The sequence below is a fragment of the Flagellimonas taeanensis genome (assembly GCF_003584105.1).
Classification (GTDB): Bacteria; Bacteroidota; Bacteroidia; order Flavobacteriales; family Flavobacteriaceae; genus Flagellimonas; species Flagellimonas taeanensis.
Genome location: NZ_QXFO01000015.1, coordinates 44,143 through 57,291 on the forward strand (window position 1 = coordinate 44,143; position 13,149 = coordinate 57,291).

At 42.9% G+C, this 13,149-nt stretch carries 14 protein-coding genes; all 14 read left to right on the plus strand.

Features of this window, described 5'->3' with window-relative positions:
• Positions 1-21: 21 nt before the first annotated feature.
• Positions 22-2,478, plus strand: a complete 2,457-nt coding sequence (locus tag D2V93_RS06820) for a multicopper oxidase domain-containing protein (RefSeq protein ID WP_119618935.1) — start codon at positions 22-24, stop codon at positions 2,476-2,478.
• Entirely contained in the window at positions 2,479-2,784 is a 306-nt protein-coding gene (locus D2V93_RS06825; RefSeq protein ID WP_182849956.1) for a hypothetical protein, read from the plus strand.
• A 131-nt stretch (positions 2,785-2,915) separates the two neighbouring features.
• On the plus strand, positions 2,916-3,545 hold the full coding sequence (locus tag D2V93_RS06830; protein WP_119618909.1) for a DUF3347 domain-containing protein: 630 nt from the start codon (positions 2,916-2,918) through the stop codon (positions 3,543-3,545).
• Positions 3,546-4,004, plus strand: coding sequence for a heme-binding domain-containing protein (locus D2V93_RS06835; RefSeq protein ID WP_036385864.1), 459 nt, complete (start codon positions 3,546-3,548; stop codon positions 4,002-4,004). It begins immediately after the preceding gene.
• Between the two features lie 340 nt (positions 4,005-4,344).
• Complete coding sequence (locus D2V93_RS06840; protein ID WP_119618910.1) at positions 4,345-4,842, plus strand: YybH family protein; 498 nt, start codon at positions 4,345-4,347, stop codon at positions 4,840-4,842.
• Entirely contained in the window at positions 4,842-5,543 is a 702-nt protein-coding gene (locus tag D2V93_RS06845; protein ID WP_036385860.1) for a PepSY domain-containing protein, read from the plus strand. Before D2V93_RS06840 ends, D2V93_RS06845 begins: the two co-directional genes overlap by 1 nt.
• A gap of 86 nt (positions 5,544-5,629) precedes the next feature.
• Positions 5,630-5,812 (plus strand): hypothetical protein, encoded by a 183-nt coding sequence (locus D2V93_RS06850; RefSeq protein WP_072882342.1) that lies wholly within the window; start codon positions 5,630-5,632, stop codon positions 5,810-5,812.
• Positions 5,813-5,843: 31 nt separating this feature from the next.
• On the plus strand, positions 5,844-6,401 hold the full coding sequence (locus D2V93_RS06855) for a helix-turn-helix domain-containing protein (RefSeq protein WP_313790835.1): 558 nt from the start codon (positions 5,844-5,846) through the stop codon (positions 6,399-6,401).
• Between the two features lie 204 nt (positions 6,402-6,605).
• Complete coding sequence (locus D2V93_RS18625; RefSeq protein ID WP_161594393.1) at positions 6,606-6,830, plus strand: heavy-metal-associated domain-containing protein; 225 nt, start codon at positions 6,606-6,608, stop codon at positions 6,828-6,830.
• 111 nt (positions 6,831-6,941) lie between these two features.
• The gene (locus tag D2V93_RS06865; protein ID WP_036383513.1) at positions 6,942-7,505 is read left to right on the plus strand and encodes a DUF305 domain-containing protein; all 564 of its coding nucleotides are present in this window, start codon (positions 6,942-6,944) and stop codon (positions 7,503-7,505) included.
• Positions 7,506-7,798: 293 nt separating this feature from the next.
• Positions 7,799-10,057, plus strand: a complete 2,259-nt coding sequence (locus D2V93_RS06875; protein ID WP_119618913.1) for a heavy metal translocating P-type ATPase — start codon at positions 7,799-7,801, stop codon at positions 10,055-10,057.
• 27 nt (positions 10,058-10,084) lie between these two features.
• Positions 10,085-10,294 carry a heavy-metal-associated domain-containing protein gene (locus tag D2V93_RS06880; RefSeq protein WP_051947607.1) on the plus strand — a complete coding sequence of 70 codons (210 nt, stop codon included), beginning with the start codon at positions 10,085-10,087 and terminating at the stop codon, positions 10,292-10,294.
• 771 nt (positions 10,295-11,065) lie between these two features.
• Positions 11,066-12,301, plus strand: a complete 1,236-nt coding sequence (locus D2V93_RS06890; protein WP_119618915.1) for a site-specific integrase — start codon at positions 11,066-11,068, stop codon at positions 12,299-12,301.
• 262 nt (positions 12,302-12,563) lie between these two features.
• The gene (locus D2V93_RS06900; protein ID WP_119618917.1) at positions 12,564-13,148 is read left to right on the plus strand and encodes a BfmA/BtgA family mobilization protein; all 585 of its coding nucleotides are present in this window, start codon (positions 12,564-12,566) and stop codon (positions 13,146-13,148) included.
• The last annotated feature ends 1 nt before the right edge of the window (position 13,149 follow it).

The following is a 13,149-nucleotide window of genomic DNA, read 5'->3' on the forward strand; positions in this document are numbered from 1 at the left end:
ACAAATGTAAATGAATGAATGATGAAAATATTGAAATCTAAAATCTTGTTTTTTGTCCTAACTGCCTTGACGACCCATGTTTTTGGGCAAGTGGGGACAAATGGTGAGGACAGAAAAGAGGAAGGTAGACCCGTTAGGGAATACAATCTTGTACTGGAACAGAACAAATTGACCCTCGGTGGGGTCACTGCCGATGCAATGACCATCAACGGAAGTATTCCGGGACCGGTCTTGGAATTCAACGAGGGTGACCTCGCCCTGATCAACGTGACCAATAAGATGGATGTGGAAACCTCCGTACACTGGCATGGATTGATCTTGCCCAATTTTTATGACGGGGTTCCCTATTTGACCACACCGCCCATAGAACCTGGCACAACTTTCCAATATCGGATTCCGATCAACCAATCAGGTACCTATTGGTACCATTCCCACACCATGCTACAAGAGCAAAAGGGGGTGTATGGCTCGATATTGATCCATCCCAAGGAAAAGACGTTGGACTACGATAAGGATTTGGTCGTGGTGCTTTCCGATTGGACGAACGAAAAGGCCATGAACGTGCTCCGAAACCTTAAACGGGGAAACGAGTGGTACCAGGTCAAAAAAGGGACCGCGGTGCCCTTGAGTAGGGTCATCAAGGAAGGTGCACTAGGTGCACAGCTCAAATTTTGGCGAGATCGTATGGAGGGAGCGGATATTGCGGATATCTACTACCCCGCATTTTTGACCAATGGGAAAACATTGGCCGAATACCCTGATTTCAAACCAGGGGAAAAAGTGCGGCTCCGGTTCGTCAATGCCTCTGCCTCCACCTATTATTGGATGGATTTCGGTGGCGGTAACCCCATGGTGGTTTCCGGGGATGGTGTCGATGTGGAGCCTGTTTCCAAAAGTCGTTTTCTTTTTGGCATTGCCGAGACCTATGATGTCATCGTGACCGTTCCTGAAGGCACTTTGGAGGTAACGGCCACGGCACAGGACGGCTCCGGGCATACTTCGTTGCATTTAGGGCAGGGAACGCTTTTTCCCGCAACGACCATCGATAGGCCCGACAAAGTGGCGATGATGAAACAAATGGCCCAAATGGACATGAAAATGGGAGCTCCGGCAATGGCCGGCAACAAGAAGAAAAATACACCCGAATATTTGATGCAAAAGTATGGGATGCAGATGGACATGAAGGATGGCAGCATGGATATGGGTATGCACAATGGGATGTCGATGGATAAGACCGAAATGAGCGGTCAAAAGGATAAACCCATTGCGAAGATGGATGATAAAAGGCCTATGAATGCGAATGAAGATCATAGGCACATGGAGATGGATAAAAAGATGGGGGATATGGCAGGAATGGAAAAGGATTCAACGTCAATGAAATCCACCGGACATAAGGATAAGATGGAAGACCCTATGGTTCAGACTATGCCAATGATGCAGAAAGACACTTCAGCTTTTGATTACGATACCCGTAAAACGTATTTCAACTATGATTTCTTAAAAGCAAAGGAAAGTACTACCTATAATGCCGATCTGCCCGTCAATGACATTCTGTTGAACCTGACGGGAAATATGCAACGGTATATCTGGAGTATGAACGGTGTGCCACTTTCAGAAACCGATAAGATCAAGATCAAAGGTGGGGAAGTAACCCGGATCACCCTCAACAACCTGACCATGATGCACCATCCGATGCACCTCCATGGGCATTATTTCAGGGTCATCAATGAGAATGGTGAAAAGTCACCCTTGAAACATACGGTCAATGTGCCGCCCATGCAGAAAGTGGTCATCGAATTTTATAATGAAGAGTACGGGGATTGGTTTTTCCACTGTCATATCCTCTATCACATGATGGGGGGCATGGCCCGGGTTTTCAGTTATGATACCCCAAGGGATGTGAGGATGAAGGATTTTCCTGTTCAAAAGTTGGTAGATGAAACTGACCATTATTATGCTTGGGGTGCTGCCAGATTGGGTTCCAATTTTAATGAACTCTTCCTTGTTTCAAGTAATATCAGGAATGAATTTGGGGTACGGGCAGAATTTGACTACGACCAAAATGCCGAGGTGGAATTCAATTATAACAGGTATCTCAATGACTGGGTACGGGTCTATGCAGGGGTGAACACGGAAACCTCCATCCCTGATTCCTATGACCGCTTCAATACAGTGGGACTGATAGGGGTCAAGTATTTTACCCCATACCGCTTTAATATGGATGTGAGTATGGACCACCAGCTGCGTCCAAGAATAAGGTTGGATAGGGAACTATTGCTTTTTCCAAGGATTTTCCTCGAGGGGGAATATGAATATCGGGCCGATTTTGGATGGGTCAACGATTTGGGGAATTCATCCTATGAAAGTGAGACCCAATGGCTGGTAGGGGCCTCCTATATCCTTTCACGTAATTTTTCAATCCAGGCCAACTACAACAACCGATATGGTTGGGGCGGAGGCCTGCTAGCCCGTTTTTAAATGGTAGAATACAAAAAAAATAGCCTGAGTTTGACCCGGATCGCTGCATTGGGTGCCATCTTTTATTTGATCATGGATATCGGGATCCATTGGGGGGTCCTAAAAAATCTACGAAAGGAAATCGGTGCAAATCCCATTATCCTCATTACGGCCCTTGTGCTGGATGTACTGGTGTTGGGCGTCTTTATTTGGTCAAAGGCGGGTAGTGACCCCTTGGTGGTCATCGTTGCCCTTGCATTGATGGTGCTTATTTTTTTCGGGGAACGATTTTTTTTGGGGAAAAAGCGTACGGTCGAGGAAGAATAAGGGCTGAGTGCCTGCGTGGGAGAAATGGAAAATTAGATGAAAAAATTAAAATAGTAACAATAATAGGGGATAATACAAAAATGCTTACCCCGGGCAATCAAAACGAGGAATTAATCTTAAAATCAATTACAATGAAAAGAACAACAGTTACATTAAGTACAATTGCCATTGCGCTTTTGACCATTACCGTGATTTCCTGTAAGGACGGTAAGAAGGAAACAAATGACAAGGAAGGAGCCCATATGGAGATGGGAACGGAAGAGGGCCATCACCATGAGAGCACTGCAGGGGAAATGGACCACGGGACCATGGACCATGATATGGGTTCGTCCGATGCACAGGGCACATCCGTGATCGACAGCTACCTCCAACTGAAGGATGCCCTGGTGGCGGACAATAAGGATGAAGCGGCCAAATCGGGCCAAGCCTTGGCCAGTGCCTTGGGCAGCTTTGATATCAGCGGATACGATGAACAGCAACAGAAGGAGCTGTCCGATATCATTGAAGTGGCCAAGGAACATGGGGAGCATATCGCCAAAAGTGATATCGGTCACCAACGGGAACACTTTGAAGGACTGGGCAAGGATATGGTCGATTTTATTGCGATAACCGGGACTTCCAAAACCTTGTACCAACAATTCTGCCCCATGTACAACAACAACCAAGGAGGAACGTGGCTCAGCGCAAGCAACGAAATCCAGAATCCATTTTTTGGAAGTAAGATGTTGACCTGTGGTAAGGTGCAAAAGGAAATCAATTAAATGAAAGTACTGAAAATCATAGTATTGGTAGTGCTGTTGGGATTTGTGGGCATCCAGTTTGTGCCCACAGATCCCAACTTGAGCGATGTGGTTCCCGATACGGACTTCATGTCGGTGAACCAGGTTGCCAAGGATATCGAACACGATTTGCGGGTATCTTGCTATGATTGCCACAGTAACAACACCCAATACCCGTGGTACAATAAGGTCCAACCCATCGCCTGGTTTTTGGAAGAACACATAAAAGAGGGAAAGGAAGAACTCAATTTCAATGAATGGGGCGACTATTCGGATCGAAGAAAAAGGAGCAAACTAAAGTCCATCGCAAGTCAGATCGAAGACGATAAGATGCCCCTATCTTCCTATACCCTGATCCATAAGGATGCAAAATTATCGGTGGAAGAGAAAGAACGGATATTGACCTTGGTAAATGATCTAATGGAAGAATTGGATAATTGAAAATGACATGGAAATTACCCTAAAACCGGGACAAACGATATTGCTATTGTTGTTGGTCATGTCCGGTTACTATGAATGAGGAAATAAAGTCCTGAAAGGGAGGGGAACACCCAAAGTTGATTGGTTGGTGAGTTAGTTAGTTAATCGTTCCCTTCCCTTGTCAGGCACTAATGGAAAAAAAGGATGAAAGATTGTTGTCGTGACAATGGACCTGTCCAGCCGAAAAAGGCCATTTTAAAAAAATGGTTGGCCCATATCCTGTATGGGATCGTCATTTCGATTGCCCTGGGAGCCTTTATCATACAATAAATACTAACCTAAACAATGCTAAAACAAACCAATGAAACGTATTACTTTACAGATTTTTCTAATGGCCGTATTTCTCACAGGGACAAGCTTTGGCCAAACAAACCCTAACAAGGAAAACCTAGACCAGGACAGGGCCGCTGTGCTGAGGATTTTGGAAAGCTATAAAGAAGCACTGCAAAATTTGACCACGGAAGGTACCTTGGAGCTTTTTGCGGAAGATTCCGAAGTTTTTGAATCCGGGGGCGTGGAAGGCACCTATCAACATTATCTCGACCATCATATAGGTCCAGAACTTGGACATTTCAACAGTTTTAGGTTTTCGGATTATACCATTGAAGTGAAGGTGGAGCTACCCTTTGCCTTTACTACGGAAAGCTATGTCTATACCATTGGCCTAAAATCGGAAAATGGAGGTGAGGGCAAAACGATCAGCAGAAAAGGGGTTGCCACCACCATCCTTAAAAAAACGGATGGGGATTGGAAAATTGTAAAGATGCATAACTCCTCACGGAACAACGGGAAGAACTAATGGTCGGAAGAAAAACATCGATGAAGGTCAGAAAGATACATAGATATCTTGGCCTATTTATTGGGATCCAGTTCCTAATGTGGACCATCAGTGGACTATATTTTAGTTGGACGGACATTGACGAGATCCATGGAGATCAATTCATCAAGGAGCATCCGGACCAGTCAGAATTTGGGAATTTAATTGCTCCCAATGGACACGGGAACGTTAAAATCAAATCTTTGGAAATGAGAAATATAGGGGGAAGTCCCTATTATTGGATCAATGGCGGGGTTTTGATGGATGCACAAACGGGGGAGATCAAAAAGGGTATCGATGAACAACAGGCCTTAGCCGTTGCTTCACAGTATATGTTGCCCGAACTTAAGGTCAAAAGTGTTGAAAGACTCACCCAAACAGGTGGGCAGCACGAGTATCGTGGACGTCCATTACCGGCCTATGTGATCACCTATGAAACGGATGAAAACCTTAAAGCGTATGTCTCAGAGACCGATGGGTCGTTTCAACGTGTAAGGCATCGGTCCTGGAGATGGTTCGATTTTTTGTGGATGACCCATACTATGGACTATGAGGGACGGGACGATTTTAACACCATGGTTTTACGGATTTTTTCCCTGATGGGATTGATTACCGTTTTGAGCGGATTCTTGTTGTGGTATGTCAGCTCACCAACGATCAGAAAATTATGGAAAAGGCGATAGTTCAAACACATTGACATATTATTTGGCAAAGGACTCCTTAGGAGCAAATAGTTGACTATTGTGCCAGTTGAACCATTTTTGGAAAAATGAGCGAACTTAGGAGGCAAAGACGAAAGAAAAAAAGGGGGCTGGCGAAAAGGAAACGGGACCCGGCCAAGAATAGAAAGGAAAAAAGAATGAAAATCCTTGGCATATTGGCCTTGATATTGATCGTTATATTGGCAGTGGTCGTCATTTTTTTGAAGGCCCTGTGGAAATTCACTGCATGATATGGAAGTTGGGTCCAGTAAATCGAAAGATGTGTTGTACATCAAAAACATGGTCTGTCCGAGATGCATCATGGCCGTCAAAGGTATTTTGGACGATGAGGGCATTCCCTATATGAATGTGTCGTTGGGTGAAATAACCCTCAATGGGAAAATCACGCCTGAAAAACGGGAAGGTCTCAACGAACGACTTGAGAAAATTGGATTTACGATCATCAACGATCGTAAAGGTCAGTTGATAGAACAGATCAAAAACCTAGTGATTGAGGCGATACACTACACCGGACCCATGGAAAAGGTCAAATGGCCCGAATACCTTTCCGATGGATTGCATCTTGACTATAAGTATCTTAGTTCGCTGTTTTCCGCGGTGGAAAGCATTACCTTGGAGCAATATATCATCAACCAAAAGATTGAAAAGATCAAAGAGTTTCTTGTTTATGACGAATTGGGCTTAAAAGAAATAGCGTTTCAATTGGACTATAGCAGCGTTGCCTATTTAAGCAACCAATTTAAAAAAGTAACTGGAATGACACCTACACAATTTAAGAAAAGTGCCATTCAAAATAGAATATCGCTTGATGATATTTAACCTCTACCATTAAGGGCGCAATACCTTTCCAAGGAACCAGCTTCCTAAACGCTATTTAAAAAACATCTTTCTTCGCAAATGGGTCAAGGTTTGTTTTTTTTCAAACAATGCCCTTATACAGAAAGTGTTACTTTTCCCATACGTGTTGGAACCAACATTGTTGATTCTAGGTGTAAAATTGTTAAAATAAAAAATGATCACAACATGAAAAGAAGATACCAAATAGAAGGAATGACTTGTGATGGCTGTAGGGGGCACGTTGAAGAAGCTCTTTTCAATGTGGCCGGTGTAGCCGATGTAGCGGTCGATCTAAAAAACGCAGAAGCTACAGTGGAGTCGCAATTTGAGGTCCCCCTTGAAAAGCTACAAAAGGCATTGGAAAATAAGGGGGGTCAATATAAAATACAAGCGATGAACAAAGCCAATTGAACCGATATACGATAACTGGGACAGGTAAATTGTCAGGCCTACAATTGGAATGGAACAATACAATACTCGAAAGTCAAGGAATAATCACAATAACCAGATAAAATTTGCACAATGGAAGATAGTCAAAGGAAATCCAATAATTATTTAAAGTTTTTTGCGATGATTGGTACTTCAATGGTCGCCATGTTTTTTTTAATGTACACCCACTCATATCAAATCATTGATCACTTTTGGTATAGTGAGACTAGATTTTTCATGACTTTGATTATGGGGGGATCGATGATCATTATTATGCTGCTATATATGCTACAGATGTATAAAGACCGACGCAAGAACATGTCAATATTAGCCTTGGGTGTTTTGTTGATTGCAGGTGGGATATGGCTGGTCAGGAGTCAGGTCACCGTATCAGGAGTCGACTACATGGAAGGAATGATACCCCATCATTCCATTGCTATTTTGACCAGTGAACGTTCTCAAATAAAAGATGTCAGGGTACGGGAGCTTGCCAATGAAATTATCAAGGCACAACGCAGGGAGATAATGGAAATGCAGTGGTTGATAAACGACATTAAGGAAAATGGAATAGTGGAAACCGAAGCAGGAAAAGAAAAGCGGCCTATTCCTAAATTCGAGGGATCGCTTAGCGAAGAAACAAAGAATCTGGCCGAATGAGAGGCGATTATTTACTACCAATGTTCTTGTTTTGCCCCAAGTTCACTACAATGGTTTGTCCTATCGAATATATTCTAAACTGATCGGTGCAAATTCTCCAAAAAAGATTGACGTGGGCGAACCTGATTTCATAGATGTTGCCGAATTCTATAAACCACTCACCAATTATTAGTACTTGACGAGGAAAGATAAAAGTTGATTTTTCGGAAAATTCTACAACTCTTTCAGTAAATAACGTAACAGTCCATTTTAGGTCTATTCTGAAATTTGTACCATACAAATCGGAGTAGAAAATGGATGCAATCGATATTATTGAGGACACCGAAAGGAAAGCGAAGATGGTGTCAAAAAAATCTTTCCCGGTCACTGGAATGACCTGTGCTGCCTGTGCATCCAGCGTGGAATCCATGCTGGGCCATACCGAAGGGGTCTACAATGCCAGTGTCAACTTTGCCAACAGTATGGTCCTTGTGGAGTATGACAGTGCTATGGACCTAAGCGATCTTCAAAATGCGGTACGTCAAATCGGTTATGATATAATTGTGGATGCCGAGGATCCTACCGAAGTACAGGAAGAGCTTTCGAAAAAGCATTATGTATCCATAAAAAAGCGAACCCTTTGGTCCGCTATTTTGACACTTCCCATTTTCCTTCTGGGGATGTTTTTTATGGATTGGGTCCCGGGTAGGTGGATTTCGTTGGTACTTGCCGTTCCTATCCTGTTCTGGTTTGGCCGAAGCTTTTTCATAAATGCCTTCAAACAGGCCAGATTCGGTAAGGCCAATATGGATACCTTGGTCGCACTCAGTACGGGCATTGCCTTTTTGTTCAGTGCATTCAATACCTTTTTTCCTGAATTTTGGCTCAGTAAACGCATGGAACCCCATGTATATTATGAGGCGGCCACAGTGATCATCACCTTTATTTCATTGGGGAAATTATTGGAAGAAAAGGCGAAATCAAATACATCCTCCGCCATAAAGAAATTGATAGGGTTGCAGCCCAAGACCTTAAAGGTGATAGCAGATGGGGAGGAAAGGGAAATCCCTATTTCTTCGGTCAAGGTAGGTCAAACGATATTGGTCAGACCGGGAGAGAAAATCCCTGTGGATGGAACGGTGTCCAAAGGAAGTTCCTATGTTGATGAAAGTATGATCACAGGCGAACCCGTCCCTGTAGAAAAGACAAAGGATGAAAAAGTTTTTGCCGGTACCGTAAACCAAAAAGGAAGCTTTCAGTTTGTAGCTGACCGGGTGGGAGGGGAGACCCTTTTGTCCCAGATCATCAAGATGGTGCAGGAAGCACAGGGGAGCAAAGCGCCCGTACAAAAATTGGTGGACAGGATTGCCGGTATTTTTGTTCCCGTGGTAATGACGATTTCACTGGTGACATTTATCACCTGGATGTTCCTGGGAGGTGAGGACGCTTTTACCCATGCACTGTTGACCGCAGTTGCCGTATTGGTAATAGCTTGTCCCTGTGCGCTGGGTTTGGCAACCCCCACGGCCATCATGGTGGGAATCGGCAAGGGGGCCGACCACAATATTCTCATCAAAGATGCGGAAAGCCTGGAGTTGGGTTACAAAGTGAATGCCATTGTCCTGGATAAAACGGGTACCATAACTGAAGGAAAGCCTGTGGTGACCGATATGGTCTTTGCGGACCATGTGACCGATCACAGGGCCCTGGAGCAAATTTTATATGCCATGGAAGGACAGTCCGAACATCCCTTGGCTGAAGCCGTGGTCTCCTTTTTAAAAAATAGAAAGGTAAATCCGGTCGAAATTTTGAACTTCAATAGTATTACAGGAAAAGGTGTTCGCGCTGAGGCATTGGATGGAACCCAATACCTTGTGGGCAATCATAAGTTGATGGTCGAAAAAGGAATCGCCATGGATGACAACCTGGGGCACATGGTCGAAGGGTTAGAGCAGGAGGCCAAAACGGTCATATACTTTGGCGGTGGAGGCAAGGTGAAGGCGATTTTGACCATTATGGATAGTATAAAGGAATCCTCAAAGGAAGCCATACGGGAAATGCAGGGGAATGGTATGGAAGTTTACATGATGACCGGTGATAACAAGATGACCGCCGAAGCCGTATCACAACAGGTGGGTATCAAAAGCTATGAAGCCGAAGTACTCCCATCAGAGAAAGCTGATTTTGTGAAAAGGCTTCAAGAAAGTGGAAAGGTGGTCGCCATGGTGGGCGATGGTATCAATGATTCGCAGGCACTTGCCCAAGCAGATGTCAGTATCGCGATGGGCAAAGGGTCCGACATTGCCATGGATGTCGCGAAAATGACCTTGATCACCTCTGATTTAAATGCCATTCCCAAAGCGTTGAAGCTCTCCCATAAGACCGTTATAGGTATAAGGCAAAATCTTTTTTGGGCCTTTATATACAATATCATTGGAATTCCTATAGCTGCAGGGCTGCTGTATCCGATCAATGGATTTTTGTTAGATCCGATGATAGCTGGTGCCGCTATGGCTTTTAGCAGTGTATCGGTCGTATTGAACAGTTTGAGGCTTAAAACGATTAAACTATAGTAATTTTCTAATTTAAAATCGATGAACATGAGTACATTACAATTCAAATCAAATATTAAGTGCAGTGGGTGTGCCAATACCGTAAAACCATTTTTGGATAAGGTGGATGGCGTGACCGATTGGTCTGTTGACTTTGCCTCCCAAGACAAATTGTTGACCGTACAGACTACAAGTGCTACGGAAGAGGAAATCACTTCTGCTGTTGAATCGGCTGGATATCATTTGACCAAGAAATAAAGGAATGTCCAGAAGAATATATTAAATGGTTCGAATAGGGTTGGGGGTTACCTTAATCCTATTCGGGTTGTATAAGTTTATTGGATTTTTCTACACAACTTCGGTATAGGCATGGTCATTGGTAGTATTGAAAACATCGTAAGATTCAGGTATCACTGCAATCAAAACCTCTAAACTTGATTGTGTCCATCATGTAAGGTGGACCAGTAATGGCTTGGCTGGAACACTGGTGGCAAAAATCTAAATCTTGTAATTTATACAGCTAGTTTAAAAATGACAATCAAAGTTCTTATTATATCTGCTTGTCGATAGGGCGAATAGATACTCATCTTGTTTGTGATGAGATTTTGAACTCACAAAAATTCCTTTGTCTATTTTGATTTAAAATTAAATAAAACAAGATGGTGTGGTTTGATTTTAAATATCGATATTTACGTTGTGAAAATCATTATTTCACACGAAGATGTCCTATGGGATGTCCTATTTTGGGAAAATCGACATAATATTCTGGATATTAATGGGTTAGCGCCTCTTCAAGAGGTCAGTCATCCCGACGAACCACTAAATAGGTGGTATCAAAGCACTGTCAACTGACTGATTGACAGTGCTTTTTGTTTTTATTGCATTCAATTGAATTCATTTAAAACCATATAAAAGGTGTAGAGTTCGGTGAATGGTTCGGTACGTTCATTGTGCATAATTTAGATAGCGTTTGACGCTGTTCATGGGTGTTTTGCAAACCTGTTTTGTCAAACCCAAAAGTTATGTATTATGCGCAATTCCAACACATTAAAAGTACTGCTCTTCACTCGGGACATTTCAAGTAATCCCCAAAAGCTGACCATTTATGCCCGCATCACCGTCAACGGAAAACGTGCAGAAATAAGTCTTAAACGATATGTTTCGGTGAATGAATGGGACGAAAACAAGGGAAGGCTCCATGGTCTGACCCACAAGGCCCGTTTATTGAACAGCTACCTTGATGAGGTGTATGCTGCAATAATGGACACCCATAAGGTATTGTTGCGGGAAGAAAAGGTAATCACGGCACAGGCCATCAAAGCCCGTTATCTAGGGCAGGACGAGCAACATAGTACCCTTCATGAACTTATCGAGTATCATAATAAAACACAAAAGAGTGTGCTCCGCCCCGGAACGATGAAGAACTATTACGGGACCAAAAAGTATCTTTTTCGCTTTTTGGAATCCAAATACAAACTCCCCGACATCCGATTGAAACAATTGAACTATAAGTTCATTACTGATTTTGAACACTATCTATTGAACGGCCCACAACTCCAAAAGGGAAAGAAATGTACCAATAATGGCGCTATGAAACACTTGGAGCGTTTAATGAAAATGGTCAAGCTGGGCGTTAAGTTGGAATGGTTGGACAAAGACCCCTTCATTAACTATAAGCTCAGATTTCATAAAACTGAACGAAGTTATCTTACGGAAAGGGAACTTAGGCGCATTGAAGAAACGGACTTCACTGGATTAGGCTATGAAAAAGTCAAAGATGCATTCCTTTTCGCCTGTTATACTGGCCTATCCTATATCGATGTCCGGGAACTTGAAAAGAATCAATTGGTACTTGGTATTGATGGAAACCAATGGATTTATACCAAAAGGGAAAAAACATCGGAAAGTGTAAAGCTGCCCTTATTGCCCAAAGCAAAAGAAATCATTGAAAAGTATTGGGACAGCCCTGAGACCGATACAAAAGTGATACCTGTGCTCTCCAACCAGAAGACAAACAAATATCTAAAGGAAATTGCTAAGGCTTGTGGTATTTACAAAACCATATCCTTTCATTCGGCTAGGCACACATTTGCAACAACGGTAACCTTGTCCAATGGAGTCCCTATAGAAACCGTTTCAAAAATGCTCGGTCATACCAAACTGTCCACCACACAAATCTATGCAAGGGTATTGGAACATAAGATAGGGGAGGACATGCAAAACCTTATAGAACATATGCAGACCAAAAAAGCAGCCGAAGGATGATAAGGTTGTATTCATTCGGTCCCGCTTGCGGGACGTAGGAATAGCAAGAGGGTGATGCGCAAAATGCGCCATCACGGTTGTTTTCGGGTCTTCAACAAGTTGAAAACCAGTTGATTGAATTGATTTTGAAATTCTGTACAAAAATCGGGGCTACAGTAGACTTTTTTGAAATCTACAGTAAACCCTTTGGGAAGCCCTATAAACACTGGAAATTTTTGACGCAAAAATTGACGCAATTTCACTAAAAAACAAAATCGCACCCATGGAAAAGCAAAAAACAAATGAGAGAACAAAGAAAGGAAGCGGTGGTTATTCCAATATCACCGTAAAGAAGCAAACGGCCACACGCTTTCGCAGTTATTCAAAGAAGTTCAACAAATCCCATAGCGAGGTATTGGATGGAATGATACAATACTTCAAGGAGAACAACCTTGACCCTTTTGGAGAGGGCACAAAGATCATTCTTGACAGTATCAAAAAGTTGGAGCGTCAGATGATGAAAAAATTCGATAGGCTCATTGCCATTATCAAGAACATGGAAAAGACCAGTATCCGGCCCACCTATGAAATGGTACTCATTCTTTACGAGGCCTATGTAAAGGATGGGAGGAAACCCAAACGTGAACCAGTCCAAATTCAGGAGGAACGAATGGATTTTTTGGAGCCTAGAAACACCGTTCCAAAAGTGGAGCATGATAGAATGCTGCAAGATTTTGAAAGCTATAAGAAACGCTGCAATGAAATCCTCAACAATGTGGAGAAGGTAGAGCCTATGATGGGAAAGCCATATCTGAAAATCAATATGGGCATCGGGGATTTTGAAAGCTTGAAATATCAATTAAAATAAT

Bases quoted from the DNA above. Each gene is read 5' to 3' on its own strand.
- D2V93_RS06820 (WP_119618935.1), top strand. From the start codon at position 22: ATGAAAATATTGAAATCTAAAATCTTGTTTTTTGTCCTAACTGCCTTG.
- D2V93_RS06825 (WP_182849956.1), top strand. From the start codon at position 2,479: ATGGTAGAATACAAAAAAAATAGCCTGAGTTTGACCCGGATCGCTGCA.
- D2V93_RS06830 (WP_119618909.1), top strand. From the start codon at position 2,916: ATGAAAAGAACAACAGTTACATTAAGTACAATTGCCATTGCGCTTTTG.
- D2V93_RS06835 (WP_036385864.1), top strand. From the start codon at position 3,546: ATGAAAGTACTGAAAATCATAGTATTGGTAGTGCTGTTGGGATTTGTG.
- D2V93_RS06840 (WP_119618910.1), top strand. From the start codon at position 4,345: ATGAAACGTATTACTTTACAGATTTTTCTAATGGCCGTATTTCTCACA.
- D2V93_RS06845 (WP_036385860.1), top strand. From the start codon at position 4,842: ATGGTCGGAAGAAAAACATCGATGAAGGTCAGAAAGATACATAGATAT.
- D2V93_RS06850 (WP_072882342.1), top strand. From the start codon at position 5,630: ATGAGCGAACTTAGGAGGCAAAGACGAAAGAAAAAAAGGGGGCTGGCG.
- D2V93_RS18625 (WP_161594393.1), top strand. From the start codon at position 6,606: ATGAAAAGAAGATACCAAATAGAAGGAATGACTTGTGATGGCTGTAGG.
- D2V93_RS06865 (WP_036383513.1), top strand. From the start codon at position 6,942: ATGGAAGATAGTCAAAGGAAATCCAATAATTATTTAAAGTTTTTTGCG.
- D2V93_RS06875 (WP_119618913.1), top strand. From the start codon at position 7,799: ATGGATGCAATCGATATTATTGAGGACACCGAAAGGAAAGCGAAGATG.
- D2V93_RS06880 (WP_051947607.1), top strand. From the start codon at position 10,085: ATGAGTACATTACAATTCAAATCAAATATTAAGTGCAGTGGGTGTGCC.
- D2V93_RS06890 (WP_119618915.1), top strand. From the start codon at position 11,066: ATGCGCAATTCCAACACATTAAAAGTACTGCTCTTCACTCGGGACATT.
- D2V93_RS06900 (WP_119618917.1), top strand. From the start codon at position 12,564: ATGGAAAAGCAAAAAACAAATGAGAGAACAAAGAAAGGAAGCGGTGGT.